24 protein-coding genes, 1 tRNA gene and 2 pseudogenes are annotated in these 26,288 nt (G+C 71.9%); 13 read left to right on the top strand and 14 right to left on the bottom strand.

Annotated features, from left to right (window positions below):
- Positions 1-20: 20 nt before the first annotated feature.
- The 6 genes from ID554_RS09200 (at position 21) to ID554_RS09175 (ending at position 6,784) form a co-directional block, all read left to right on the top strand.
- Complete coding sequence (locus tag ID554_RS09200; RefSeq protein ID WP_191088763.1) at positions 21-2,285, top strand: GGDEF domain-containing protein; 2,265 nt, start codon at positions 21-23, stop codon at positions 2,283-2,285.
- Positions 2,286-2,294: 9 nt separating this feature from the next.
- On the top strand, positions 2,295-3,248 hold the full coding sequence (locus ID554_RS09195) for a UTP--glucose-1-phosphate uridylyltransferase (RefSeq protein WP_117228622.1): 954 nt from the start codon (positions 2,295-2,297) through the stop codon (positions 3,246-3,248).
- Positions 3,245-4,558 (top strand): molybdopterin molybdotransferase MoeA, encoded by a 1,314-nt coding sequence (locus ID554_RS09190; RefSeq protein ID WP_117228623.1) that lies wholly within the window; start codon positions 3,245-3,247, stop codon positions 4,556-4,558. Before ID554_RS09195 ends, ID554_RS09190 begins: the two co-directional genes overlap by 4 nt.
- A gap of 63 nt (positions 4,559-4,621) precedes the next feature.
- Complete coding sequence (locus tag ID554_RS09185) at positions 4,622-5,230, top strand: GNAT family N-acetyltransferase (protein ID WP_191088875.1); 609 nt, start codon at positions 4,622-4,624, stop codon at positions 5,228-5,230.
- A gap of 179 nt (positions 5,231-5,409) precedes the next feature.
- A complete protein-coding gene (locus ID554_RS09180; RefSeq protein WP_191088762.1) occupies positions 5,410-6,321 on the top strand; it encodes a hypothetical protein in 912 nt (303 codons plus the stop codon).
- Positions 6,322-6,707: 386 nt separating this feature from the next.
- Positions 6,708-6,784, top strand: a tRNA-Ala gene (locus tag ID554_RS09175).
- A 306-nt stretch (positions 6,785-7,090) separates the two neighbouring features.
- On the opposite strand, the gene ID554_RS09170 is transcribed toward ID554_RS09175, so the two are convergent.
- From ID554_RS09170 to kdpF, 6 genes and pseudogenes are all read right to left on the bottom strand, one after another.
- Positions 7,091-7,357 (bottom strand): hypothetical protein, encoded by a 267-nt coding sequence (locus tag ID554_RS09170; protein ID WP_147333471.1) that lies wholly within the window; start codon positions 7,355-7,357, stop codon positions 7,091-7,093.
- 322 nt (positions 7,358-7,679) lie between these two features.
- Positions 7,680-8,375, bottom strand: coding sequence for a proteasome protein (locus ID554_RS09165; RefSeq protein WP_117228624.1), 696 nt, complete (start codon positions 8,373-8,375; stop codon positions 7,680-7,682).
- Between the two features lie 144 nt (positions 8,376-8,519).
- Complete coding sequence (locus ID554_RS09160; RefSeq protein WP_158573751.1) at positions 8,520-8,678, bottom strand: hypothetical protein; 159 nt, start codon at positions 8,676-8,678, stop codon at positions 8,520-8,522.
- Between the two features lie 248 nt (positions 8,679-8,926).
- A pseudogene (locus tag ID554_RS09155) lies at positions 8,927-9,208 on the bottom strand (winged helix-turn-helix domain-containing protein); the annotation flags it as partial.
- A pseudogene (locus ID554_RS09150) lies at positions 9,208-10,140 on the bottom strand (potassium-transporting ATPase subunit KdpA); the annotation flags it as partial. The pseudogenes ID554_RS09150 and ID554_RS09155, both read right to left, overlap by 1 nt.
- Positions 10,140-10,229: a K(+)-transporting ATPase subunit F gene (kdpF, locus tag ID554_RS09145; protein ID WP_117228626.1), complete on the bottom strand. Its 90-nt coding sequence runs from the start codon at positions 10,227-10,229 to the stop codon at positions 10,140-10,142. The gene kdpF and the pseudogene ID554_RS09150, both read right to left, overlap by 1 nt.
- 376 nt (positions 10,230-10,605) lie before the next feature.
- On the opposite strand from kdpF, the gene ID554_RS09140 reads away from it, so the two are divergent.
- The 3 genes from ID554_RS09140 to ID554_RS09130 all read left to right on the top strand — a co-directional run bounded on the left by ID554_RS09140 (position 10,606) and on the right by ID554_RS09130 (position 13,259).
- Positions 10,606-11,031, top strand: a complete 426-nt coding sequence (locus ID554_RS09140; RefSeq protein WP_147333472.1) for a hypothetical protein — start codon at positions 10,606-10,608, stop codon at positions 11,029-11,031.
- A gap of 10 nt (positions 11,032-11,041) precedes the next feature.
- The gene (locus tag ID554_RS09135) at positions 11,042-12,226 is read left to right on the top strand and encodes a histidine kinase dimerization/phospho-acceptor domain-containing protein (protein ID WP_158573752.1); all 1,185 of its coding nucleotides are present in this window, start codon (positions 11,042-11,044) and stop codon (positions 12,224-12,226) included.
- Positions 12,227-12,515: 289 nt separating this feature from the next.
- Positions 12,516-13,259 (top strand): SDR family NAD(P)-dependent oxidoreductase, encoded by a 744-nt coding sequence (locus ID554_RS09130; RefSeq protein ID WP_117228629.1) that lies wholly within the window; start codon positions 12,516-12,518, stop codon positions 13,257-13,259.
- A 54-nt stretch (positions 13,260-13,313) separates the two neighbouring features.
- Here ID554_RS09130 and ID554_RS09125 read toward each other — a convergent pair whose 3' ends face one another.
- Together ID554_RS09125 and ID554_RS09120 are read right to left on the bottom strand one after the other, a co-directional pair.
- Complete coding sequence (locus ID554_RS09125) at positions 13,314-14,345, bottom strand: MerR family transcriptional regulator (RefSeq protein WP_117228630.1); 1,032 nt, start codon at positions 14,343-14,345, stop codon at positions 13,314-13,316.
- Complete coding sequence (locus ID554_RS09120; RefSeq protein ID WP_117228631.1) at positions 14,332-15,024, bottom strand: HEAT repeat domain-containing protein; 693 nt, start codon at positions 15,022-15,024, stop codon at positions 14,332-14,334. Before ID554_RS09120 ends, ID554_RS09125 begins: the two co-directional genes overlap by 14 nt.
- Positions 15,025-15,244: 220 nt before the next feature.
- On the opposite strand from ID554_RS09120, the gene ID554_RS09115 reads away from it, so the two are divergent.
- Positions 15,245-15,679: a VOC family protein gene (locus ID554_RS09115; protein WP_117228632.1), complete on the top strand. Its 435-nt coding sequence runs from the start codon at positions 15,245-15,247 to the stop codon at positions 15,677-15,679.
- On the opposite strand, the gene ID554_RS09110 is transcribed toward ID554_RS09115, so the two are convergent.
- Both ID554_RS09110 and ID554_RS09105 read right to left on the bottom strand, forming a co-directional pair.
- Positions 15,639-16,232, bottom strand: a complete 594-nt coding sequence (locus ID554_RS09110; RefSeq protein WP_147333473.1) for a hypothetical protein — start codon at positions 16,230-16,232, stop codon at positions 15,639-15,641. The genes ID554_RS09115 and ID554_RS09110 overlap by 41 nt on opposite strands.
- Before the next feature lie 14 nt (positions 16,233-16,246).
- Positions 16,247-16,777 (bottom strand): hypothetical protein, encoded by a 531-nt coding sequence (locus tag ID554_RS09105; protein WP_117228634.1) that lies wholly within the window; start codon positions 16,775-16,777, stop codon positions 16,247-16,249.
- Positions 16,778-17,216: 439 nt separating this feature from the next.
- Here ID554_RS09105 and ID554_RS09100 point away from each other — a divergent pair, with 439 nt between their 5' ends.
- The 3 genes from ID554_RS09100 (at position 17,217) to ID554_RS09090 (ending at position 21,551) form a co-directional block, all read left to right on the top strand.
- A complete protein-coding gene (locus ID554_RS09100) occupies positions 17,217-18,659 on the top strand; it encodes a family 43 glycosylhydrolase (protein ID WP_223884499.1) in 1,443 nt (480 codons plus the stop codon).
- Between the two features lie 82 nt (positions 18,660-18,741).
- Positions 18,742-19,137 (top strand): hypothetical protein, encoded by a 396-nt coding sequence (locus ID554_RS09095; protein WP_191088761.1) that lies wholly within the window; start codon positions 18,742-18,744, stop codon positions 19,135-19,137.
- Positions 19,137-21,551, top strand: coding sequence for a DUF4132 domain-containing protein (locus ID554_RS09090; protein ID WP_117228635.1), 2,415 nt, complete (start codon positions 19,137-19,139; stop codon positions 21,549-21,551). Before ID554_RS09095 ends, ID554_RS09090 begins: the two co-directional genes overlap by 1 nt.
- Positions 21,552-21,636: 85 nt before the next feature.
- Here ID554_RS09090 and ID554_RS09085 read toward each other — a convergent pair whose 3' ends face one another.
- From ID554_RS09085 to ID554_RS09070, 4 genes are all read right to left on the bottom strand, one after another.
- Positions 21,637-22,434, bottom strand: a complete 798-nt coding sequence (locus tag ID554_RS09085) for a peptidase (protein ID WP_117228728.1) — start codon at positions 22,432-22,434, stop codon at positions 21,637-21,639.
- Complete coding sequence (locus ID554_RS09080) at positions 22,434-23,684, bottom strand: VWA domain-containing protein (RefSeq protein WP_117228727.1); 1,251 nt, start codon at positions 23,682-23,684, stop codon at positions 22,434-22,436. Before ID554_RS09080 ends, ID554_RS09085 begins: the two co-directional genes overlap by 1 nt.
- 150 nt (positions 23,685-23,834) lie before the next feature.
- Complete coding sequence (locus ID554_RS09075; protein ID WP_117228636.1) at positions 23,835-25,013, bottom strand: DUF4352 domain-containing protein; 1,179 nt, start codon at positions 25,011-25,013, stop codon at positions 23,835-23,837.
- A gap of 171 nt (positions 25,014-25,184) precedes the next feature.
- The gene (locus ID554_RS09070) at positions 25,185-25,841 is read right to left on the bottom strand and encodes a 4'-phosphopantetheinyl transferase family protein (protein WP_117228637.1); all 657 of its coding nucleotides are present in this window, start codon (positions 25,839-25,841) and stop codon (positions 25,185-25,187) included.
- Positions 25,842-26,288 lie beyond the last annotated feature (447 nt).

The following is a 26,288-nucleotide window of genomic DNA, read 5'->3' as shown; positions in this document are numbered from 1 at the left end:
TCCGGGGGGAAGGGGGAGCGTTGACGCTACGGGGGCGGTTGACCGCGGCTTTCCTGGCCGTGGCGTTCGGCCCGGTCCTGCTCGGCGCCGTCTTCGTCGCCTCGACCGTGGCGGCGATGGACCGCAGCCGCGCCACCGAGCGGCTGGCGGTGGCCGCCACCGCCGTGCGTACCTCGATCGACGCGCTCTGCCAGCAACTACGTGCCGCGGCGGACGCGGTCGCGCTCACCACCGACCGGCCGGGTGCCGCCAGCCAGGTGGTCAACCGGGGGCTCGCCTCGGCCGTGCTGGTCACCGACGTGACCGGCCGGGTCAGCTTCGCCACCCCGGAGGCGCCACCGGCCCCCTGGCGGGACTGCGCCCCGCCGGTGCCGCCGACGGTCGGTGTCGGCGCGGCTTCCGCCGCCGGGCCGGTCGGTGCGCTCGCCGTCCGGGTGGAACTGCGCGACGCAGCCGGCGCGGCGCTCGGCACCGTCTCCGCTGCCCAGCCGGTCGACCCCCGGTTCGTGGCGCGCCTCGCGGCGGTCACCGGCGTCGCGGTGACCCTGCTCGACGGCGGCGCCGCGCCGCCGCAGGTCGCACACAGCACGGAGTCGGCGAACGGCCGTGCGGAGGTGATCGCCGCGGCGGCGTCGCTGCGCGGCGAGCGGGTGACCGGTACGCCCGACGGCCGGTACCTGCGCCGGGCCGGCCCGAGCCTCGGCCAACCGCTGCCCCTGGTGCTCTCGGTGCCCAGCGACCAGCCGCCCGGACTGCACGCGGTGCTGGTCGGCGTGGTGCTGCTGGCCGCCCTGGTGGGGGTGGCCGCCGCCTGGCGACTGGCCCGGGTGACCACCCGTCCGCTGGTGGAACTGGCCGGCGCGGTGGACCGGGTGGCGGCCGGTGACCTGACCGCCCGGGTGCCGGTACGCAGCGACGACGAGGTCGGCCGGCTGGCCGCCGCGTTCAACCGGATGGCCCAGGAGACCGGTGGCTACCTGACGGCGCTGGCCAGCAGCCGGGACCAGTTGCGCGGGCATCTCGCGGTGCTGGGCGACACCCTGGCCAGCACCCACGATCTGCAACGGATCCTGCGGGTGATCCTGCGCAGCGCGCTCGCCGCGACCGGTGCCCGGGCCGGTGCGGTGCTGCTCACCGAGCCGGGCGGCGTGCTGGTCGCCCAGTGCTCCGAGGGGATCGACGGGCACTGGCCCGGTACCGGTTCGACGCCGGTGGGCAGCGGATTGCTGGGCGAGGTCGCGGCGACCGGTCGACCATGCCGGGGCCGGATGGAGACGGCCGACGCCTGCGGTGAACCGCCCTGCCGGACGTACGTCGCGGTGCCGTTCACCGCGCCCGAGGCGACCGTACGTGCGGAAACCGGTCCGGCGGGCGACACCGCGCCTGCCGGGACGCGGTCGGGCACGGCGACCTCGGCGGAGACGGTGCTCGGCGTGCTCGCCCTCTACGACCGGCCGGGCGGGGCGGAGTTCGACGACGACGACCTGGCGACGCTGCGGACCTTCGCCGGGCACGCGGCGGTGGCGGTGGAGAACGTCCGCGTCCACGAGGAGGCGCAGCGGCTGTCGCTCACCGACCCGCTGACCGGGCTGTGGAACTACCGCTACCTACGCGAGTCGGTACGCCGTGAGGTGGAGCGGGCCAGCCGGTTCGGCCGGACGGTGAGCGTCCTCGTGCTGGACCTGGACCGGTTCAAGCTGATCAACGACACCTACGGGCACCCGGCCGGGGACACCGTGCTGGCCGAGTTCGCCCGGCGCGTCCGGGGCGAGATCCGCGAGGTCGACCTCGCCTTCCGGCAGGGCGGGGAGGAGTTCGTGGTGCTGCTGCCGGAGACCGACGCCCGAGGTGCCACGATCGTCGCCGAGCGGCTCGGTGCGGCCATTCGGGACAGTCCGGTCGGGGTGGCCGGGCACGCCGGGAAGGTGGATACGGTGCCGATGACGGTATCGATCGGGATCGCCGTCTTTCCGGACCACGCCGACACCGGACCGCAGGTGCTCCAGGCGGCCGACGAGGCGCTGTACGCCGCCAAGACGGGCGGTCGGGACACCTGGCGGCTGGCCGCCGCGCGCGAGGCGTCCGCCACTCGGGAGTTGCCGGTGCTGGTGGCGACACGCAGCCCCCAGGACGGTCTGCCCCGGGCCGGACCCGACGACGATCCGGGCGAACCGACCACCGGCGACGAATCGCCCGGGGCCGGTTCCGTCAGGACCGGCAGAACTGCTCCGGCGGGCGGCGCGTCTTCCGGTCCTCACCCGCCGCGTCACGGCCTCGGCCGATAGTCTCGCGACATGTCGGAGCACTCAGCGAACCTCTCAGCGACCGCCGCCACCGGTCGTCCCCGTGCCGTCAAGGCCGTCATCCCGGCCGCCGGCCTGGCCACCCGGTTCCTGCCGGCGACCAAGGCGGTGCCGAAGGAGCTGCTGCCGGTCGTCGACCGCCCCGTGTTGCAGTACATCGTCGAGGAGGCCGCCCAGGCCGGGATCGGCGACGTGCTGCTGATCACCGGACGTGGCAAGACATCGATGGTCGACCACTTCGACCGCCGTCCCGACCTGGAGGAACGGCTCGCGGAGAAGCCCGAGCTGCTGGCCGCCGTCAAGCGCACCGAGGAACTGGCCGCCATCTACACCTGCCGGCAGCCCGAGCAGCTCGGCCTCGGCCACGCCGTCGGGTACGCCGAGTCGCACGTCGGCGACGAGCCCTTCGCCGTGCTGCTCGGCGACGAGTTCGTCAACCTCTCCGAGCCGCTGCTGCCGGCCATGCTGGAGCTGCAGGCCCGTACGGGCGGTGTGGTGCTCGCCTTCTTCGAGGTCGACCCGGCCGAGACCAAGCGCTACGGCATCGCCTCGGTGGAGCCCGCCGAGTCCGAGCTGACCGACATCGGCGAGGTCGTCCGGGTGACCGGCATGGTGGAGAAGCCCAAGCCGGAGGAGGCGCCGAGCAACCTGGCCGTGCTCGGCCGGTACGTGCTGCCAGGCAAGATCTTCGACGCGATCCGGCGTACCGAGCCCGGCAGCGGCGGCGAGATCCAGCTCACCGACGCGATGGAACTGCTGCGTACCGAGGGCACGCCGGTGCACGCGATCGTCTACCGAGGCATCCGCTACGACACCGGGATGCCTTTGGGCTACCTACAGACCGTGGTCCAGATCGCCAGCGAGCGCGAGGACCTGGGCGCCGAGTTCCGCAAGTGGCTGGCCGAGTTCGTCAACTCCGACCAGTCGGGCGGTCCCAATACATGACCGCTACGGCCGACGCCGAGGCGGCCGAAAACGGGTTGACGCCGCTCGCCGACTACCTGGGCAGCGTGCTGCGCAGGTTACGCGCGCTGCCTCCGCTCGACCTCGACCTCACCCAGGCGCACGGCAACGTCCTCGCCGAGGACGTCGTCGCGCCGCACTCGTTCCCGGCCTTCGACCAGGCGGCCGTGGACGGGTACGCCGCGCGCTGGGAGGACATCGCCGGTGGGGCCCGGGGCGTGGGATACGTTCCGGCCCAGTCCGGCCGTCCGGGCAGCCGCACGGTACGCCTCAACGTGGTCGGTGACCTCGGCGCGGCGAGCTGGCGGCCGGTCCGGCTCACCCCCGGCTCGTGCTTCTCGGTGGCCGCCGGAGCGCCGCTGCCCGTCGCCGCCGACGTCGTCGTCCCGGTCGAGTGGACCGACCAGGGCATGGCGGCAGTCGAGATCTTCCGCGCCCCGAAGCGGGGATACGGGGTACGCCGGGCCGGCGAGGAGGTGGCCGCCGGCACCCTGCTCGCCCGCGCCGGCACGTACGTCTCACCGGCGCTGGTCGCGATCTTCGCCGCCACCGGCATCGGGCACGTCGTGGTTCGTCCCAGCCCCCGGGTGGTGATCGTGGCCACCGGCGACGAACTGGTGGACGTGGGCCGGGGCAGCCAGCCCGGTCAGGTGGTGGACGCCAACTCGCACGCGTTGACCGCCGCGGCGGCGGAGGCGGGCGCCCTGGCGTACCGGGTGGGTATCTGCGACGACGACCCGGAGGGGCTGCGCGGCCTGCTGGAGGACCAGACCCTGCGGGCCGACCTGATCATCACCACCGGTGGCACCGGCACCGGGCCGGGCGACATGGTCCGTCGCATCCTGTCCCGCCGTGAGGGCAGCCGCACCGGACCGGTCACCTTCACCGACGTGGCGCTCTATCCGGGCACCGCGCTCGGGTTCGGCACCGTCGGTGCCGAGGAGGTGCCGGTGGTGTGCCTGCCCGGTGACCCGGGCGCCGCGATGATCGGGTTCGAGGTGCTGGCCCGCCCCGCGATCAACCTGCTGGCCGGCGCCGAACCGGTGTTCCGCCCGAGCGTGCGGGCGCACCTGCTGGAGACGGTCTCCTCACCCGGGGGCCTGCGGGAGTTCCGGCCGGCGCATGTCGCTGAGCGTCGAGGTGGGGGTTACACTGTCCAACCGCTCAACGGCGGTCCGTTCACCCTCGCCGGCCTGGCGGAGGCGAACGGACTTCTCGTTTTCGGCGAGCGGGTCACCGCCGCCGCTGCCGGCTCCACCGTGGACGTGCTGCTGCTCGACCGTCGACGGTGAATCCGGGTGACGCTCGGGAGTGGAGGAGTGGTGCTGTTCCGACGGGCGCCCGGCTGGCCGGTGGTGCTCTCCGACGGTCCGGTGCTGCTGCGGCCGTACCGGCGCTCCGACGCGGCCGCCTGGTCCGAGGTGCGCTGCGCCAACCGGGAGTGGCTGGCCCCGTGGGAGTCGTCGCCGGCCGGTGACTGGGCCGAGCTGAACTCGCCGGCCACCTTTCGCTGGATGCACCGCGACCAGCGGCGTTCGGCGCGTGCCGGCGAGGGGATGCCGTTCGCGGTCTGCCTGTACACAGGCGGCATGGAGCGACTGGTCGGGCACATCAACATCGGCAGCATCGTGCGTCGGGCGTTCTGCTCCGGCTACGTCGGCTACTGGGTGGACTGTCGGGTCGCCGGTCAGGGCGTGATCCCCACCGCGATGGCGCTCGCCGTCGACCATGCCTTCGGCCCCGGTGGCCTGCACCGGGTGGAGGTCAACATCCGGCCGGAGAACCGGCCGTCCCGCCGCGTGGTGGAGAAACTGGGCTTCCGCGAGGAGGCGTACCACGCGCGCTACATGCACATCGACGGTGCGTGGCGGGACCACATCGGGTACGCGATGACGAGCGAGGAGATCGCCGCCGAGGGCGGGCTGCTGGCCCGTTGGCACCGGTTGCGCACCCGTACGCCGTGAGCCGTCCCACGTGCGGATTCGGCGCGGCGCGGTGGTTCCGGCGAGCCTGACCCGTAACCTCAGGTAACTGCAAGCTGCGGCAGGCGCTGCCCGCTCCGCATGATTCACGTCGCCGACGCCGATCGGTGAAAGATCCTGCGGCCGGTCGGCGGTTGCTCCGAATCTTGGTGACGGGAGGGGTGAGGGTGCCGACCTCGGTGCTCCTCGCCGTCCTCGCCGCCGCCGGTCTGCTCGCTCTCGCTCCGGCGCTGGTTCGCCGGTACGACGCCGCCGAGCGGTTGGTGGCGGAGCGGGCGCAGTCGACGGCGCGGGTGCTCCAGCGCCGCCGACGACGCCGCACTGTCCCGGGCCGCCGACCGGTCAACCCGTCCCGCGCCCTCGTCGTGACCCTCAGCGAGGGTCCCAGCTCGGGCCAGCTCGCCGCCCCCGTTTCCGGCCCGCCCGCACCTCGCACCGGCGACTCCCCGGCCGCAGCCGACCCGGTGTCGGCCCGCTCCGGCAGTGCCGCGGGTGACCCGGCCTCGGCCCGCTCGGCCCCCGTCTCCGGCCCACCCGCGTCGCGCCGCTCCGGCCGCCCGAGTCGGCTGCGCTCCGCCACACCGGCCGGCAACCGTCCACGCCGCCGCCCCGACCGCCGCCGTCCGCACACCCCCGCCGTTTACCGCCGCCGCCGGGTCCTCGCCGCCCTGGTGCTGCTCAACGCCGTCGAACTGGTCGGCGTGCTGGTGGTCGGCCCCGGTTTCTGGATCAGCTTCGCGGTCACCGCCACCCTGCTCATCGTGTACGTCGTCCACCTGCGCGCCCGCGCACTCGCCGACCGTCGCCGACGGCGCGCCCGGGCCCGCGAGGCCGCCTGGCTGGCCGCCCGACAGGCCGAGGTACGCCGCGAACAGGCGCGCCGCGCGGCAGCCCGCCGGGAGGCCCAGCGTCGCCTGGCCGCCCAGCGGGAGTCCGTCCGGCGTACCGCAATGGGCCTGGACCGCCCCGCCGACCTGCCGCAGGCTGCCAGCGGCGGCTCGGTCTCCTACCGCCGTGCCGGTGGCCTGCGCGGCCGCCCCTACGAGGCCGGACGCGGCTCCCACAGCGCCTGACCGCTGCCGACCTCCGGCCGCTGCCGACCTCCGATTCCCGGCCAGTTCCAGCCGCGCCACCATCTCCGCCTGCTGCCTTCTCCGCCTGCCGCCCGGGCCGCCCACCGCTGGGTCGCAAGCGTGACGACGTCGGGGGGATCGCCACCATGCGGCGGGGGCCGAGACAGCAACATCAGGAATGTCGCTGTCTCGCGAGTGGGTGGAGGCAGCAGTATCAGGGACGTTGCTGCCTCGTAGGGCTGGGGGGCGTGCGTTCGGGGCAGCCGGCGTGGATCTTGCGCGTGGGAGGGGCGGGGCGGTTCGCGGCGGAGGCGGTCGACCTGTTAGCCTTGTCGCCGGCCCGCCCGGTGACAAGTTGGGTGGGGCCGACGCCGGTAATCGGCGGAGGGGCTGTGGCGCAGACCGGTAGCGCACCTCGTTCGCATCGAGGGGGTCAGGGGTTCAAATCCCCTCAGCTCCACCACAAAACAGCAGTTCAAGGGCGGGTTCTCGGATGATCGAGAACCCGCCCTTGATCATCTGTCCGTCTGGCGTCCGTCGGGCGGAGCCCAATCCGTGAAACGTGGCGAGCAAACTCAAGCCGAATGGGTGAGGTGGCCCACAAGTTCGTATCGAGCATCGACGGTCGGCAAGCTCATGCAGGGTGCCGGCCGTAGGTTCGACACGGCAGATTTGTCGAAGGTGGCCGATGGGGCTGGCTGGAGCCGACCAGGGCATTCGCCGTTCCAAGCGCACACGCCTGCGCTCTCGGGTCCGGAGGTGTCTTGAGTCAGGTGAGCGCACCTTCAAGTAGTTCGCCGACTAGGTGGAGATCGTCAACGTGGATGTCCTGCCCCTCGGGAATGGCTCGGATGATGCGGAATGAGCGCTGTGAGTGTTCGTTGAACCATCGGCGGGCATGGCGGGCGGCATCCGCGCGAAGCTGTGCTTCGGCGTTGGCTAGCTGACTGAGAAGTGTTGGTCCTGCTGCGGGGTCGAGACACAGGCGGAAGATGTCGGGTAGGTCGGTGCCCTTTTTCGCTTGTCCCCGGTTCATGATCGATCAAGGCGGGCCTGCGGCCCGCCGCCGTGTCGCGCCGGGGCGCGTGATTCGCCCAGGCGCCGACTCCGCAGCCGCTCAGGGTTAGAGCAACTGTCCACCGGGGAGGGGGCCGTGGGTGGCCGGCTGCGCCGCCAGGGGCCGGGTTCGTGTCGGGCGAGGTTGGGTCAACTGTGCCGCTGTGGCGGTGTCCGTCGGGGCTGGCAGTTCAAAGGCCGTTTGCCTCCCGGGGCGGACGGCCTTTCTCGAACTTGCACAGCAGCGGCGTGCAGCAAGCAGCCCTGCGGCCTCTCCGTGTTCGCCTCTTCACGCCCATGTGTCAGTCGAACAGCCGGTCGAGCGCTTCCTGTTCGAGGTCGCGCCAGCGCTGGGAGTCCTTCAGCGCCTTGGCGATCTCCTTCTCGTCGAGATGGTGGGCGCCCTCCTCGCGGATGCACGCGACGCTGAACGGGCGGCCGACCGACGGTGAAGTCCGCTCCAGTGCCTCCAGCACCCGTACCACGCCCACCACGCCGTACTCGACGGTGCGCGTGGTCATCCGGAAGTGGGAAAGCAGCGCGCCGGCCTGCTGGGCCATGGGCGCGCCGGAGCCGATGGCGTGGAAGCCCACATCCTCGTAACGGCCGATGAGCCCGTTGGGGTTGATCTCCACGATCCACGGACCGCCCTGGCTGTAGCCGACTGCGAGCAGGTACGCCGACACCCCGCCGCCGCCGTCCTCGCCGGGGACGTCCGGGATGTAGTTCTTGTAGTGCTTCTTGAAGACGGGTAGGACGCGCTCCTGCAACTCGTCGCCGATGTCGGGTGCTTCGAGGATGGCGGTGGCCGTGTCCTGGAGGAGGGGGCGCAGGTCGTTGAGTACTCCCCGCGCGCCGCTGCCGCCCCAGGCGGCGCAGGAGCCCAGCGGGTGCAGCTTCTGGGCGGGGAAGCTCAGACCGCGGTCGCTCTCGGTGATCTGGGAGTCCGCGCCGATCACCACCCCGTTGCTGCAGACAACGGCGAGTACGACGGTCATGGGGTCCTCCTGGGCAGGGGGTCCGGGGTCGGACGCGAGGTACCCGGCATCCCGTCTGCCTACACCCCCACAGGTGTCGGCCCGTTCGCGGCCCCGGACGAGATTCCCCTGCTGCCCGCGGAGGAGGGCAATCTCGGACGGCAGTTAGACCGATGCGCGGACCCGATGAGTGATGAGGTGCTCGGCCGCCGTCGCGGTGTCGTACTCGTACTCGTGGTCGTGAAGTTGTTCGGCGACGATCGCGGAGAGGGCGTGCTCGTGCGCGGCACGGACGACAACGGCTGAGCAGGCAGCAACCGCCATCGACCCGGTCCACGTCTTCGCCCGGCGTGCCGTTCGGCACCATCGTGCGCTCCATCCCCGCCGCCGTGTCCTGGCTTCCGCGGTCCTGGCGGGACAGCTTCAACTCCTACACCGCAGAAGGTGCCCCGGTCGGGGACGAGCCGGTCGCTGGCATGATCGAAGCCGGCATGCAGCACTACGGTTGCCGCAGCCCACCCGGATCAGTGAGCAGCGACTCCGTCGTCTGGACCTGCCGGTTCTGGCGATCATCGGCGCAGGTAGCCGGTCTCGTTCTGGTATTCCGGTCCCCACGCCTCCCGCAGCAGTTGACGCTGGGTGATCAGTTTGCCGGGGTGGCGCAACAGTTGTTCGAGGACGCCCCACTGGGTGGGGGTGAGCCGGACCTCGGTGCCGCCGTCGTGGGTCACGATCCGGTCGGCGAGGTTGACCGTGTGCTGGCCCAGCCGTACAACGCTGGTCACCGGGCCGTATGTGGTGTCGGGGGCGGTGTGACGGCGGGTGACGGCGCGGATACGGGCGAGTAGTTCGTCGCCTGCGGCACCGTGCCGTGGCCGGACAGTTCGAACACGTTGGTCAGGGTGACGCTGGCCAACGCCAGGGTCGCCATCACCGCAGCGATCGCGTAGCCCTGCCGGACCTGGCCCACCATCCGGCCGAACACCCGGGGCAGGCTGAACGGGATCACCGGCAGCAGGAAGATCTCCAGCCAGTTCGTCCAGGTGGTCGGGTTCTCGAACGGATGGGAACTGTTGGCGTTGTAGAAACCTCCACCGTTCGTCCCGAGATCCTTGATCACCTCTTGGCTGGCCACCGGTCCGCCGGTGATGGTCTGGCTGCCCCCGGTCAGGGTGGTGACGTCGGTGCCGGCGGAGAGGTTCTGCACCACGCCCCCGAGCATCAGCGCGAGCGCCCCGAGCACCGAGATGGGCAGCAGCACCCGCAGGGTGATCCGGGTCAGGTCGACCCAGAAGTTGCCCAGCTCGCCGGTACGGCTGCGGGCGAAGCCGCGGACCAGCGTGACCGCTACTGCGATGCCCACCGCGGCGGAGACGAGGTTCTGCACCGCCAACCCGGCCATCTGCACCAGATGGCCCATGGTCGACTCACCCGAGTACCACTGCCAGTTCGTGTTCGTCACGAACGACACCGCGGCATTCCACGCCCCGTGGCTGACCACCGGGTCGAACCCCAGAGACAGCCACAGATGGCTCTGCAACCGCATGAACCCGTACAGGAACAGGATCGACACGACAGAGAAGGCCAGCAGACTACGCGCGTATACGCCCCAGGACTGCTCGGCGGCGGGGTTCACCCCGACCAGCCGGTACAGGCCGCGCTCGATCCGTAGGTGCCGTGCGCCGGACACCACCCGGTACAGGTAGTCGCCGAACGGCCGGTGCACCACCACCAGCGCCGCGACCAGCGACAGGATGAAGATAACGCCGGCTGTGGTCGTACCCATCAGAAGCGCTCCGGGAACAACAGGGCGACCACCAGGAAAACGCCCAGGCCGATCGCCAGCACCACGCCCACGACGTTGACCGCGCTCATCGCTTCTCCACCGCCCGCACCAGAAGGGCGAGTGCCGCGAACAGCACCACCGTCAACACCACGTACACCACGTCAGACACCGCTGACCTCTCAATCCCGAACAGGTTGGCCCGGCCGTCCTTGCGGCCCGTCGGGCAATCACAACGTCATCCGCCCCGCCACGACAGGGTCCATAACGCGATCATCACGGCCGGCCGGCGATTCTTAACGCCCTATTCACGCCGCCCGTCCGATCGGGCAGCTCCGCCGTCAGGCTTGGCTGAACAACCTCGGAGTGCTGCCACGCATCCGCTTGATCGGTCAGCCCACCGGTTGATGAGGAAAATCTCATGAACGGCTCATCGTCCGGCCGTGCCCGCCGAGCAGGGTGGGTGCGGTGAGCACGCAGAAGGTGGCGACCGGGATCGGCCTGGCCTCGCTGGCCGCACTCTTCGTGACCGTGGGATTGCCGGCGCTGCTGCCGCCGGACCGCGTCCCGGAGATCCGGATCGTGGCGCCGACGGCGGAATCCACGCAGGTGGAAGTGGACAATGGCGAGGCGCCGGAGGCACCCGAGCCGGCGGTCCCACCGGCCCGAGACGGGGACGACGATGACGATGACGGACCCGACACCGGACCCGTCGGTGGCGCCAACTCGCCCGGCGGAGCAGCGGACGACCCCGACGACGATGACGACGGGGCCGCAGATGACGACGCCACCGACGACGACGGAGACTACGGAGACGACGCCGACGACGGCGACGATGACGACGGCGACGATGACGACGGCGACGGCGACGAGGACGACGGAGACGACGACTGACCTCGGCCCGGTGTCGGGCAGTCTCCGGCGGTCGTGGCGGTCGCTGGCCTGGTGGCGCCCCGCCCTGGGCCTGCGGTTGCGGCTGCTCGGCTGGGCGCTGGTCCTGCTCGCCGTCGCCAGCCTCACCTCGGTGTTCGTGGTACGGCAGGTGCTGCTCAACCAGTTGGAGAACCGGATCACCGCCGACATGCGGCAGGAGTTCGGAGAGTTCCGGCGGCTGGTCGACGGCACCAATCCGACCACCGGCCGGCCCTTCGGCGGTGACCTACGGGCCATCGCCGACACGTACCTGTTGCGCAACGAGCCGCAGGACGGCGAGGTCGGCCTCACCTTCATCGAGGGCGTGCACTACCGCTCCTCGGCCGACCCGCCCTACGACCTCACCCGCGACCCCGATCTCGTGGCCGGCTGGACCTCGCTGGTCACCAGTACCCACGGCGAGGTGGCCGGTACACCGGCCGGCGATGCGCGTTGGCTGGCCGTCCCGATTCAGATCAACGACGTACCCAGTGGCCATGTCGTCGTGGCCCAGTTCAGCGGCGACCGCCGGGCCGAGATCGACCGCGCCGTACAGATGATGGCGCTGGCGTGCGTCCTGGTCATCGGCGTGGTTGCCGCCGGCGGTTACCTCGCGATGGGCCTGGCACTGCGACCGCTACGGTCGATGACCGAGACCGCGCGGGACATCGAGGAGAGCGACCTGTCCCGGCGGATCGAGGTGGCTGGCACCGACGAGGTGGCCGACCTCGGTCGCACCTTCAACGGCATGCTCGGCCGGCTGCAACGGGCCTTCGCCGCCCACCGGGCGTTCGTCAGCGACGCTGGGCACGAACTGCGTACCCCGATCACCATTGTCCGCGGGCACCTGGAGCTGATGGGCGACGACCCGGCCGAGCGGCGGGAGTCGATCGCCCTGGTCACCGACGAGCTGGACCGGATGAACCGGATGGTGGACGACCTGCTCATGCTCGCCCGCGCCGAGCAGCCGGACTTCGTGCAGCTCGACACGATCGAGATCGGCTCGATGATGTGGGAGGTCTACACCAAGGCGATGGCGCTCGGCGACCGGGACTGGCAGGCCGGCCCGCCAGCGACGGCATCACCCTCAAGGATCGCAGCGCGCCGTGGAGTCGGTGCAGCTCGACGGCGTCACCGGCACGGACGACTCGCCCGAGTCCCCGGACAGCCCGGGTGAGTCGCCCTTCGACTCGGCCGACTCGCCCTGACCGGTGATCGCGGTGATCAGGGACCGGGCACCCGGATCACCGCGATCACCGCCCGCTCAGGGCGTTGCCCTGGGCGGGAGTCGCGGTGGAGTCCGGTCCGGCCGCCGCTGCGGGGGCGGGAAGCGCCCGATCCGGGGGCGGGGCCGGTGGCGGTCCACCGCTCATCCATTGCTCAACGTGGATGCCGTATGCGTGAGGGCTTGCGGCGGCAGGCGACCCGGATGATCGGGATCCTGAGTGAACTGTCAGGATTGCGCTATGACGGTCAAACTTGCCGGCAGGGTCGCCCTGGTCACGGGTGGAAGTCGGGGCATCGGCGCCGCCGTCGCGCGTCGGCTCGCCGAGGATGGCATCGACGTGGCGTTCACCTACCGTACGGCGGGGGACAACGCGAAATCTGTCCTGGCCGACATCGAGGCGTACGGGCGCACCGGTCTGTCGATCGGTGCGGACAGCGCTGATTCGGCGGCGGTCGTCGGCGCGGTGGAGCGGACCGTGGCTGAGCTGGGGCGGCTGGACATCCTGGTCAACAACGCGGGGGTGTTCGCGGGCGGACCGATCGAGTCGGTGAGCCTCGACGCGCTGGACCGGGCCGTCGCGGTGAACGTGCGCGGGGTGTACCTGGCCACCCAGGCGGCGGTGCGGCACATGGGCGAGGGCGGGCGGATCGTCAACATCGGCAGCAGTTTCGCCAGTCGCGTCCCTGCTCCCGGGGTCAGCGCGTACGCGATGACCAAGAGCGCGGTGAACGGGCTGACCCGGGCGTTGGCCCGCGAGCTCGGTCCGCGCGGCATCACCGTCAACCTGATCCTGCCCGGCTCGACCGACACGGACATGAACCCGGCCGACAGTGCCGGTGCCGACGCGCAGCGGACGCAGATCGCCCTCGGGCGGTACGCATCCCCGGCCGACGTGGCCGCGACGGTCAGTCACCTGGTGGGCGAGGGCGGTCGACACATCACCGGCGCGTCGATCGCGATCGACGGCGGCGCGACCGCCTGAGGGGTGGCGGCACGACGGTGCGGTGACCCAGGGCCCGTCCCGGCCTGACCGGCGTCAGGTCTCCCTGCGCCGGTTCTCGGCGTCGCCCTCGCGTTCTTCGAGTACGGCGAGCAGGGCCGACGCGACGAGCGCCACCGGCCGGTCGTCGTCGCGGGTCAACCGGCGCAGCATCTCCACCGCGAGGGTCCCCGGCATCTCGGCGAGCGCCTGGGTCAATCGCATCCGCGCCGCCGAGTCCACGCCCGGATCGTCGAGTTCGTCGGCCAGCGCAGCCATGATCCGCTCCTCCCACGTCGCGTCCCCGGCCAACGTGCCCAGCAGTTCGGCCGCCTCGACGTCGTTCGGGCCGGCGACCACGAGACCGACCAGCGTCGGTACGGCGCGGGTGTCGTCCCGTGCGCCGAGCGCGAGAGCGGCGGGTCCGCGAACGGTCGGCTCGGGGTCGGCGAGCGCGTCGACGAGAGCCGAGGTCGCCTCCTCGCCGGGCAACTCGGCGAGCGCCTGGACCGCGCGCCGCCGCACGTCGGCGTCCTCCGAGGCCAGGCCGGACGCCACGCTCGCCACCCCGGCGCCGGACGCCCGGGCCAGCGCCCACCGCAGGGCCCCGGCGACGTGCGGATCCGACTCGCCGAGCACCGCCTCGGCCAGCAACTCGGCGGGTACCGAGTCGTGCTCGGCCAGGACGGCCTGCTGGCGCCGGGCGGCACTGCCCGAACCGAGGCCGTGCAGCAGTTCGATGATCCGCGCCACGTCCGGCCAGCCGGCGGGCCCGGCCGCGTCGACCTTGCGGAGTCGGTCGAGTAGTTCGCGCTCGCGGTGCAGCCGCTCCTCGGCCCGGCGAATGAGGTCGCCGACCAGCGCGGCCGGGGTGAAACCGGGGTCGTCGAGGGCGCGGCCGACCTCGCGCAGCGACAGCCCCAGCGAGCGCAGCCCCTCCACGTGGAAGATCCGCCGGATGTTCTCCGGGGTGTACTCCCGATAGCCGCCCACCGTCCGGCCGGTCGGACGCACCAACCCGAGCGCGTCGTAGTGCCGGAGCATCCGGGCGCTGACGCCCGAGCGTCGTGCCACCTCACCGATCAGCACCAGGCGTACCCTCCCGGTCCGGGCCGAGCGCCACGACCCGTTTCGCCTCGTCCACGGCAAGGCCGAATCCGGCGTCCGGGTCGGACAGCAGCCGTTCGGTGGCGCGTGCGTGTGCCCGTACCGCCGGGTCTCGGTGTGTGACCGCGACCTCCAGGACCGGCTCGACCACGTCGGCCAGCGAGACGAGGGCCTGGCTCAGACTGAGCTGTACCTCCCGGTCGCCCCGACCGAACTGCGAGGCCAGCTCCGTGGCCAGCGCCGACCGCTCCGCATCGGGTACGAGCACCACGGCCGCCCGCCAGGCGGTACGCGCCACCGTGTCGTCGGCGTCGCGCAGCAGCGCTCGCGTGATCGCCGGCCAGGCGCTCCGGTCCCCGATCTTGGACAGAGTGTGCAGCGCCTGGCTGCGGGCCTGAGCGTGGGTGGAGTCGAGTTCCACCAGCAGCCTCGGCACCGTGGTCTCCGGCGGGAGCCTGGTCAGCGCCCAGGTGAGCATGTCGCGCACGAAGAAGTCCGGCTCCACCCCGCAGCGCGCCACGAGCACGTCCACGAGAGCGGGATCCGGGTGCGTACCGACGGCCAGGGCGGCGTGCAGCCGCTTGGACGAGTCGTCGGCGGCCAACGCGTCGACCACTCGCGCGTCGGGTGCGGGCTTGCCTGCCGAGTCGATGGGAACCACCTCCGACCACCAGTCAAGACCTTGACACTGTGACAGGGTCAAGTGTGCCGCCCAGATCGGGCCCGGAGGCCCGATCCCACCGAACCCGCCCTCGGCCTCACCGCTCAGGTGACGGCCACCTCGACGACTTCCTCGCCCACGCCCGAGATGGCCGCCGAGTGCGAGCGCATCGTGCGCCTGCTGCGGGGCGGGGGCTGAGGAATTGCCCTATGGTGGGTCGATGGCGTCCGTGAAGCAGGTCCAGGTCACCTTCGACTGCGCGGATCCCGAGCGTGTCGCCCGTTTCTGGTGCGAGGTGTTGGGATACGTCGTGCCGCCGCCACCGGAGGGATTCGCCGACTGGGCCGAGTTCGACCGCGCGCTGCCGCCCGAGCGACAGGGCTCGGCGTTCGCCTGCGTCGACCCCACCGGGGTCGGGCCGAGGCTGTTCTTCCAGCGCGTACCCGAGGGCAAGGTGGTCAAGAACCGGCTGCACCTCGACGTACGGGCTGGCACCGGGCTCGTCGGCCAGGGACGCGTGGACGTGCTCGAAGCCGAGGGCGCACGGCTGGTCGCGCTCGGCGGAGTCCGGGTACGGCTGCTGTCGGCCGACGGCTTCAACGAGTCCTGCCTAATTATGCAGGACGTCGAGGGCAACGAGTTCTGCCTCGACTGAGCGAATGCCCCCCACCCCACCCCACCCCACCCCCACAGCCCGCGTTGATCAAGAGGTTTTGGTCTTCTCGGGTGCCTGTCGAGGACGAATACTTCTTGATCAACCCGGGTTTCGGGGGTGGGTGGCGGTGGGGGTTGGTAGGGACAGGACGGCTGCCGTTGCGGGCGAGGGCCGCGCGGGCTTCGTCCGGCCCGAGAGCGATCACCGCACGAATTCGTTGGAGGATCTCGTCCTCCCAGGCGACGGGGTGAGGGTCGGCGCGGTTCAGCTCACCGGCCTCCTCTTCGTACCCGGTCACGGCGTCCGGCTCCGGGAACACCCCGTCCAGCCGCTGCGAGCACGTGTACGTGTCGGTCACCGGCACCGCGAGCAGCCAGACGATCACCTCCACCTGGAAGCTGGGCCGTTGCCTCAGCGGTGGTAGCGGCTGCATCGTCTGGGCCGTCCAGCCCACCGGGCCCCGGACCAACCGGCCCTGCGCGGCACGCCAGCCGTCGCCGAGTGCGGGCAGCAGGTACGCGTCGACGGCCTGCTCCCACCTGCCGGCATCCACGTGATCATTCCTCCTCAGCATCGAACGGTGATGGCCGGAACGTTTCGGAAAGCTCGCGGCAGCTGGTTCATGAGAGCCTCGTACCAGGTGGAGTCGAGCCCTTTGGCGCCGGTCTTCAGATCGAGGAAGAGTTCCGGTTGCAGCTCGTTGCCGACGAGTTCGGCGAGGCGCTTGTGCACCCGGTCGCCCCAGTGCTGCGGGGACTCACCGGGCCACTGCGGAACGTCCTGGCACGCCTGCTTCGCGAGCTGCTCGACACGGGTCTTCGCCTGCTGCTGGCGGGGGTTGAGGACGGGTGGGTTCGCGTTCGTCGGCAGGTACTCGTGCGGCTTGTTCGACGGCCGGACGCCCAGCGCGCCGTTGCGTTTGATCTCGTCGGCGAGGTCCGCGGCCATCTTCTTGGCGTCCGCCGTGCTGACCGCGCGGGCGACCGCTGTGTACGCGGCGTACACCTGATGGGTCCTGGGGTTTCGGGACGGCGGGATGCGGTACGACGCGCGGCAGCGGACCGTGGTGGTGTCCTTCGGCTTGAAGGCCGAGGTCACCCGGCTGCGGAGCTTGAGGTTCGCGGTGCAGCCGTTGGTGGTGCAGGGGCTGAGGTCGGCCTTGCCGCGGCGGTGTTCGACGCCGCCTGCGCCGGGGTCATCGGCTCCGCCCCGTCATCGGTCTGCCCGGAGAGTTGGGACACCACGACGAGCGCACCGGCCACGCAGAGCAGCAGGAGAACCAGCCTCACACCACCCACCACCACCAACTCACCCGCCGTCCGCCCCCAGCCCTTGTTGATCAAGATATTTCGGCCCTTCCGAGTGCCTGCGCGGCACGAAAACTCCTTGATCAACGCCTGCTTTCGGGGAGCCGCCGCCCGCGGTGGGGAGGGGTGTATTGATGGGTCTCTCTTGACGGGAGTGGTTTGTTAGCGCTATCAAGGCGGTGGTGTTCGTCGTCGGCGGGCCGGGTCAGTGGGTGGTGGGAGGAATGGTCATGGCGCAGCGCAGTGTCCGCAGGGTGGTGGCGATGGTGGTTGCCATGTTGATGGCGGGGACCGGGGCGGTGGTGGGGTCGGCGGCCCCGGCGCAGGCCGCTGCGGTCACGTTCACAAACCCGCTGATCGAGCAGCGTGCCGACCCGCACGTCTACCGGCACACCGACGGGTACTACTACCTCACCGCCACGGTCCCGGAGTACGACCGGATCGTGCTGCGCCGTGCCACCACGCTCCAGGGGCTGGCCACCGCCACCGAGCGGGTGATCTGGCGCAAGCACGGCAGCGGCGAGATGGGAGCGCACATCTGGGCTCCCGAGATCCACTTCATCGACGGCAAGTGGTACGTCTACTTCGCCGCCGGGCGTACCGACGACATCTGGGCCATCCGGCCGTACGTGCTGGAGAGCAGTGCGGCGAACCCGCTGGACGGGCCGTGGGTGGAGCGTGGACAACTGCAACCGGCGCGCAACGCCTTCTCACTCGACGCCACCACCTTCGTCCACAACGGAGTGCGCTACCTGGCCTGGGCCGAGTACGCCGGCAGCAACTCGAACATCTACCTCGCCCGCGCGGTCAACCCGTGGACGTACGCGGGCACCCCGGCCCTGATCGCCACTCCCACGCACGCCTGGGAGACCCGGGGGTACCGCGTGAACGAGGGGCCGGCGGTGCTGATCCGCAACGGGCGGGTGTTCATGACGTACTCGGCCAGCGCCACCGACGCCAGCTACGCGGTCGGGCTGCTCACCGCCTCGGCCACCAGCAACCTGCTCAACCCGACGTCGTGGAGCAAGCGGTCCACCCCGGTGCTGGCCAGCGACAGCCGGACGGGCCAGTGGGGTCCGGGGCACAACTCGTTCACCGTCGCCGAGGACGGCAGCGACGTGATCGTCTACCACTCCCGCAACTACGAGCGGTACCTCGGCAACGGTTACGACCCGCTGACCGATCCGAACCGGCGTACCCGGATCCAGCGCGTCTACTGGAACGCCGACGGTACGCCGAACTTCGGCGTACCGGTGCCGGACGGTCTGAGCCCGGTGCGGCTGCGCGCGCACGACCTGCCGGACCGCTACCTCCGGCACTGGGATTTCCGGGCGCGGCTGGAGTCGAACGTCACCGCCCTGGCCGACTCGCAGTTCCGGATCGTCGCCGGCCTGTCGAACTCGTCGGCGATCTCGTTGGAGTCGACCAACTATCCCGGCTACTACCTGCGGCACCGTGACCACCAGCTCTGGGTCGAGCGCAGCGACGGCTCCACACTGTTCCGGCAGGACGCCACGTTCACCCGCCGGGCCGGGCTCGCCGACGCGGCGAAGGTGTCGCTGGAGTCGGTGAACTACCCCGGCCAGTACGTCCGGCACCGCGACGGGCTGCTCTACCTGGAAGCTGTGTCGGACGGTCCCGGGCGCGCGTCGGCCACCTTCGCCCTGGACTAGGGATGAGCGACGGGTCGAGGTCCCCGGCTCAGCCGGGGACCTCGACCCGTCCTGTCGGGGGCCGTACCTAGACTCCCGCGACATGGCGACGGTGACATTCGTAGACGAGAGCACGGCCGGTGCTCGTACTCCCGCATGGGCCCTGCAGATCTTCGAGGAGCGGCTGACGCTGCGCGAGCTGATCCGGCGGCGGATCCACCAGGAGGTGGCCGAGCACAACGCGGCCAGCCCGCAGCCGCGTCGGTTGCTCGTCGAGCCCAACGCCACGGAGCAGGCCCTCAACGGTGACCGGGCGCAGCGTTCGCGCCGCCGGGTCGACGCCCAGCGGCAGGTCGCCCTGGCCGAGGAGGCGTTCGGGCGCAACGGTTTCGTGGTGCTGGTCGACGACCGTCAGGTCACCGAGCTCGACGACGAGGTCGACCTGCGCCGCGACACCGAGGTCACCTTCCTCAAACTCGTCCCGCTGGTGGGTGGCTGATGACCACCGCCACCATTGCCTGGTGCGTCACCCGGGTCCGCGACCTGATCGCCGACGACGACCTCACCGAGCTGGCCAGCCACCTCTACACCCACGCCCGGCTCTGCCGCGACGACCCGGCGGTGCGCGACGCGCTGCGTCCCCTGTCCCGCCCAAACGTGGCCCGGCTGGTGCATGCCATGGTCGTCATCGCGCTCGCCGACCGCAAGCACAACTGGACCGCCCGCGAAATGATCAACCAGGTCTGCCGCCGGCTCCCCACCGAGCTGACCCCGGAACAGCTCACGGACCTGACCAGGTACGCCGTCCGGGGCTGGCGTGCGCTCACGCCCGGCACTGTGGAGATCGTCGCCCGGGGCGTGGTCGCGACCGGTCCGCTCCCCGCCGACCTGCTCAAGGTGATGACCGACCGGTCCGGGGAAAGTCAGCGCCTGCGGCAGTTGGTGGCCGAGCTGACCGGCCCGCAGCTCGACCCGGGTGACCCGTGGGCCGCCCAGATCAGCACCGAGCTGGCCGCCCTCGATCCGGTCTGGCATCGGCTGGTGGCCCACGCCAGCACCGCGGTCGCGGCCCGACCCACGGTCGGCTGGTCGACCGAGGCGTCCCGCCTGCTCGCCGAGGTCGATTCGACCGAGGCGACGCGGGTGCTGGAGCGGTGGCTGGTGGCCGCCTCCCGTACCCCGCAGTCGCCGCTCGCCCCGGCCAACGCGGACGTGCTGCGCGGCCTGCTCTGGCTGGTCGAGCGGTCCGCACCCTCTCCCGAGCAGGTACGCCGCGTCGGCGGTCTGGTCGAGTCGATGCTGCGTCGGCTGCCGGGGATCGGGCCGGCCTGCCCGAAGGTGGCCAACGCGGCCGTCGGTGTACTCGGGCGGCTCGACGGCGAGGCGGCGCTGGCGCAGCTCGCCCGACTGTCGGCCCGGGTCACCTACAAGGGCACCCGCAACGAGATCGACAAGGCGCTCGACGCCCGCGCCGCAGCGATGGGCATCGGGCGGGACGAGATCGAGGAGTTGGCCGTTCCGGACTACGCCCTGACCGAGGTGGGTCGGCACCAGGTGATACTCGGCGGCTGCCGGGCCGAGCTGCTGATCGGCTCCACCGGTGCCACGCTGGCCTGGCACAACGAGTCCGGCCGGCAGGTGAAGAGCCCACCGGCAGCGGTACGCCGCGACCACGCCACGGAACTGGCCGAGCTGAAGGGTCTGGCCAAAGAGGTCACCGGGATGCTCGCCGCCCAGGCGGCCCGGCTGGATCGGCTGTTCCTGGCCCAGCGCGTCTGGACCTTCACCGCCTGGCGGCAGCGTTACCTCGACCATCCGCTGGTCGGCGCGCTGGCCCGCCGACTGCTCTGGCTGGTCGACGGGGTGCCCTGCGGCTGGGCCGACGGGGCACTGCGCACTCTGGACGACACCCCGGTCACCGCCGCCGACTGCGCGCAGGTGCGGATCTGGCACCCGATCGGTCGACCGGTGCCGGAGGTGGTGGGCTGGCGGGAGTGGCTGGAACGGCACCAGGTCGTCCAGCCGTTCAAGCAGGCCCATCGCGAGGTGTATCTGCTCACCCCGGCCGAGGAGAACACCGGCACCTACTCCAACCGGTTCGCCGGGCACATCCTGCGCCAACATCAGTATCACGCGCTGGCCGCGATCCGGGGCTGGTCCGACCGGCTGCGGCTGATGGTCGACGACAGCTACCCGCCGACCGTACGCGAACTGCCCGGCTGGGGCCTGCGCGCTGAGTACTGGGTGGAGGGTGCCGGCGACGACTACGCGTCCGACGCCACCGAGAGCGGGTCCTACCTGCGGCTCGTCACCGACCAGGTGCGCTTCTATTCACACACTGCCGCGCAGAACTGGTCGCACGCCTCCGGCGGCGGCTACTCCACGGGTTCCTGGGTGACCGGCCGTCCGGCTGACGCGCTGCCGCTGGACCAGGTTCCGCCGTTGGTGTTCAGCGAGGTCATGCGGGACGTCGACCTGTTCGTCGGAGTGTCCAGCGTCGGCAACGACCCGACCTGGTCGGACGGAGGACCGCAGGGCCGGTTCCGGGACTACTGGACGTCGTACAGCTTCGGGGAGCTGTCCGCGACCGCCGAGACCCGGCGTGACCTGCTGACCCGGCTACTGCCCCGGTTGGCGGTGGGGCAGCGCGCCCACATCGACGGCCGGTTCCTGGTGGTTCAGGGTGGCCTGCGGACGTACCGGATCCACCTCGGCTCGGGAAACATCCTGATGAGCCCGAACGACGAGTATCTCTGCATCGTGCCGGCCCGTGGCGCCGCCGACCTCGCCCAGCGGCACTTCCTGCCGTTCGAGGGGGACGGCATGCTCGCGGTCATCCTCAGCAAGGCGATGCTGCTGGCCAACGACACCGACATAACCGACCCGACGATCACCCACCAGATCAACCCCTGACCCGCGATCTTGGTGCGAGACGGTCCCGGTGAGGGCGGCTTCGTACCAAGATCGCGGGTCGACCCGGGTCACCGGGTGGGCCGACTCACACGCGAACTCGTCTGGGGCGGCGGGTGAGGGCGAAACCGACCACGCCGGCCACCGCGGCGAGCACGCCGCCGGCGGTGGTCCAGATCCAGCGGGAGCCGGCCTCGGGGAGCCAACCGGTGAGGTCGATGTTCCAGCCGTGGTCGTCCTCCTCGACCGGCGCGACCGTCGGCTCGGTGCTCAGCACGGCGCCGGCGTCGGTCGGCGGCACCAGCGGGGCTTCCAGCCTGCCGTCCTCCGGGGCGCTGCCGGAGTCTCCGCTGGCGGAGATCAGCAGGTCCACGTCGATCGGGCGGCCCAGGTCGGGCTCGGGCACGTCGACCACGGAGAGCCGCACGTAGTAGGTGCCGGGCAGCGGGTCGGCGGACCACGGCTCGGCCCAGGGCCGTACGCGCCGCAGCGTGCAGCCGATGGCCACGGTACGCGCAGAGACATCGGCGGTCGGGGTCTGCGCGCCGGCCGTGCACGCCTGGCGGCGGCGCAGGCCGTCGAAGACCTCGACGGTCCAGGTCGACGTGCCGGTGCGGTCCTCGGCGAGGGCGACGGTCGCGGTGATCTCGTGGGTCTCGCCCGCCGCCGCCGGGAACGACCAGTAGAGGTACTCGCCGGTGGAGGCGCCGACCCGGACCGGCTGGCCCGCCGCCACCGGGGTGGCACTGAGGAAGGTGGTGCCGGCCTTGGTCACGGTGGTGGCGCCGGGCGAGGGAGTGGGGGTGGGCGCGGCCAGCGCCGTACCCGGTGCCAGGGCGATGCCGGCGGCCATCAGCGCGGCCACGGTTGCCGATCGGGTACGCATCAGTTCTCCCTCCAGGTGGCGACCCACCAGCGGGTGAGCAGGCCGGTGACGAGCCCGGTGAGCAGACCGGCCAGGGTCAGCAGGAGCAGCAGCACCCAGCCTCGGCCCAGGTCCGGCCCGTCCGGGGCGGGGGACGCGGCTACCACGTCGACGGTCAGTTCGACCGGCATGCCGGGGTCTTTCGCAGTGCCCGCCCGGGGCGAGAACATGTTGCTGACCACCAGACAGACGGTGGTCACCGCCGGGGTGGCGCTGGCCGTCGGCGCGGGGCCGGGGTCCTCGTCGCGCTCGTCGTCGCCGTCCTCATTGGCCGACCAGCGCAGGCCGGCCGAGACGACGTCGGTGCGTCCACTGCCGGCGTCCACGCCACGGACCAGTTCCCGCCCGTCGGTCGCGGTGGCCCGCAGCAGCACGCCGTGGTCGAGGTTGATCGGCCGGTCGAGCGCGATGCTGACCGAGGCGCGCAGTTCCTGTCCCGCGCGGACCGGCACCCGGTACCAGCGGTGCTCGGAGAAGGTCTCCCGGTCGGTGTAGACGCCGGGGGAGAGCAGTGGCGCGCCCTCGCAGACGTCGGTCCCGTCGACCTTGGCCGGCGTGGTGGCGTACGTGTCGCGGGCCCGGTCGACGAGTTGCTTGAGCCGGTCGGTGAGGTCGTCGGCGCTGGTCGCGGCCGTGTACGTGCCACCGGTGGCGGCGGCGATGCAGAGCAGCTGCTTGCGGACCTTCTCGTCGGGGGCCAGGCCGAGGGTGTCCACCACCAGCGTGGTGCCCTGGGCGGCCAGTTCCCGGGCCACCTGGCAGGGATCCGGTGGGGCGCAGGTGTCCTCGCCGTCGGTGATCAGCACGATCCGCCGGGCGGTGGTGCCGGTGCCCAGATCTTTCGCGGCCTCCCGCAGGGCGAGCCCGACCGGGGTGAAACCGGTCGGACGCAGGGTCGCCACGGCGGCCTTGGCCTTCGTCCGGTCCACCGGGCCGACCGGCACGATCTGCTGTGTGTCCCGGCAGCCCTGCTGCTTGTCCTGGCCCTTGTAGGTGGCGCCGAGTACCCGGATGCCGAGCTGGGTCTCGTCGGGCAGGGCGTCCACCACCTCGCCGAACGCCTGTTGCGCCACGGAGATGCGGCTGCGCCCGTCGATGTCGGTGGCCCGCATCGAGCCGCTCACGTCCAGCACCAGCTGGACGCGGGGCGGCTCGGCGACGGGTTCTGCCTGGTCGTCGTCGGCCCGGGCCGACGCGGGGCCGGCCAGCATGGTCGCCGCCAGCAGCCCCAACAGGGCGGCTGACGGCCATCTCTTGTTGATCACCGGGCGGAGTGTAGCGATGTCCACTCAGGACGGTAACTCCGGTCGTCGGGCGAGCCGGTCACCGCGCGGCCTGCCCGACGTGCCACCGGTGAGCGTCTACGGCCGCCAGGAGCCGGCGGACCGGAACAGCGGCTTGTACTCCACCACGCCGTTGGTGTCGGCGACGTCGAAGACGACGGTGCCGGTCCGCCTGGTACCGGTCGGCAGGTTGTTGCCGGAACCGAGGGAGTCGCCGCACCCGGCGAGGATCCCGGCCAGGCCGTTGACCGTGGTCCCGTCGGCGGCCACCCACTCGAAGTAGATCGGGTTGATGGAACCGGTGCCCTTGGTCACGGTGGCCGTCACGTCGGCGATCAGGTAGCGGCCCTTCTGCGGGTCGGGTGCGAACGAGCGGCAGCCCTCCCGCACGGTACGGACCCGGGTCACGGTGATCTCGACGGTGCCCTGGTTGTCGTTCACCACGAGGGTGGTGCCGATGCTCAGGTTGTACGTCTCGCCGCTGGGCGGCGAGTTGGTGGGCGGAGGCGGCGGAGGCGGCGGAGGCGGTGCCGCCTGGGTGGGTGCGGTGCTCGGCGACGGATCCGGCGACGACGACGTGGCCGACGGCGTGGGCAGCGCGCCGGAGTCCCGGTCGGCACTATTGATCAGCGCGACGACGCCTCCGCCGCAGCAGAGCAGCGCCAGCGCGGCCACCACGGCCACCACGATCAGCGCGGTCTTGCTCGTGCCGCCGCTGGGCTGCGGCGCCCCCAACGGGTAGCCGTGCCCGCTCGGCGGGTAGCCGGTGCCGCCGGGCGGATAGCCGCCCTGCGGGTAGGCGCCGCCCGATGCGTACGGTCCGCCCTGCTGATAGGCGCCGGCTGCCTGGTAGGGGTCGTGCGACGGGTACGCGGCACCGGCCTGCGGGTACGCGGCACCGGCCTGGTAGGGGTCGGGCTGCGGGTATCCGCCGCCGGCCTGGGGCGGCGCGTACGGCGATCCCGAGATGGGCGGCTGGGGCGCACCGGAGGCCGGATAGTGGGGGGCACCGGAGGCCGGGTAGTGAGGGGCGCCGGAGGCCGGCGGCTGGGGCGCGCCGGAGACCGGCGGGGCGGGTGGCGGTTGCGGCGCGGCCCACGGGCTGTCGGCATCGTCGGCCGGCGGGGCGGACCACGTGCCGTCGGGTTGCGTACCCGCCGGCGACCCGACCGGTGGCAGTGGTGCCCACGGATCGCTGGGCGGTTGCGGCGGCTGGTAGGGGTCGTGCGGCCCGGATGGGGGCTGGGGGTCGCTCACCGTACTCCTCGGGCACCTGACGTCGAACGCGAACCGCCTGACGCTACCTCGGACGGGCAACACCGAGCGGCCACCGGTGGGGGTACGAGCGGAGGAGGGCCGGGGACCGTACGGCCCGGTCAGGGGCGGTGGCCCTCGCCCCGTGTGTCGGCGGCGGCATGCGTCGACGGCTCACTGCGGCAGGAGTACGGCGGCGGTGCGGACCAGGTCCGAGTCGACCACGTACCGCCCGATGACCCGGGTGGGCGGACGGTCGACCGGGGCGGCGTCGATCCGGGCCGGTGCGATCCGTGCGGTGAAGGTCCCGAAGTCGGGGTCGAGGTCCACCGTCGCGTCGTGGAAGTCCAGCCAGGTGCCGACGAGCGGGTGCCACAGCTTGTAGACCGTCTCCTTGGCGCTGAACGCCACGGTCGGCCAGGAGACGCCGGACGGCAGGCGGGCGTACCGGTCCTCCTCCTCGGGCAGGCAGATCAGCCGGCGTACGCCCGGGCTCAGTTCCTTGTGCTGCTCGGCGTCCATGCCGACCCCCCGCACCTCGCTGCGGCGCGCGACCGCCGCCGCGCAGTAGCCCCGGGTGTGGGTGATGCTGCCGACTGTTCCCGCCGGCCAGACCGGCGCGCGGTCCTCGGCGGCGGGCACCGCGACCGGGGGCAGGCCCAACGCGGCCATCGCCCGTCGGGCGCAGACGCGGCCCGCGGTGAAGTCGCGTCGCCGGCTGTCCACGGCGCGTTCCCCAAGACCGGCCGCCTCCTCGGCGTAGAGCTGCCCGGACCAGTCCTGCGGCCGGGCCACCGCCACCGCCACCTCGGGGGGCAACAGGTCACGCATGCGCGACCACACGGTGGTGCGTACGGTGGATGGCGGCGGTCATGGTTGGTCAACGTACCGCAATGACGTGACGCGGTGCCGATCCCGGGCGCTGTGGGGACGCACGGTGCTTGTGGCGCGGCGGCGGGTGCTCACCCGCAGTCCTGTGTGGAGGCGGACGGGAGCGCGATGACAGGTGTGGCGGACCGGTTCTCTGGCCACGACGCCACCCGTCGCGTCACGTGCGATGTGAGCCGATTTCCGGTTCGGTGTGGGCCCCCTCCGGGGTGTCGGCGGCCACAGATCGTCGCCGTGCCGGACCCCGGTCGGAAATCTGACCCGAGCCGCCCCGTTGTGCCGCTGGTCATGGGTGGTTAAGCTGCTGATGCGCGCCCCAATCGCCCGCTTCCCCCGTGGCAGGCGATCGGGGCGCGTCCTTTTGCCTGACACCACACCTGCAACACCGCG

The sequence above is a fragment of the Micromonospora craniellae genome, assembly GCF_014764405.1.
GTDB lineage: Bacteria > Actinomycetota > Actinomycetes > Mycobacteriales > Micromonosporaceae > Micromonospora > Micromonospora craniellae.
Note: the sequence above shows the minus strand (reverse complement) of the source record. Positions and strands in the feature narration are given on the sequence as shown.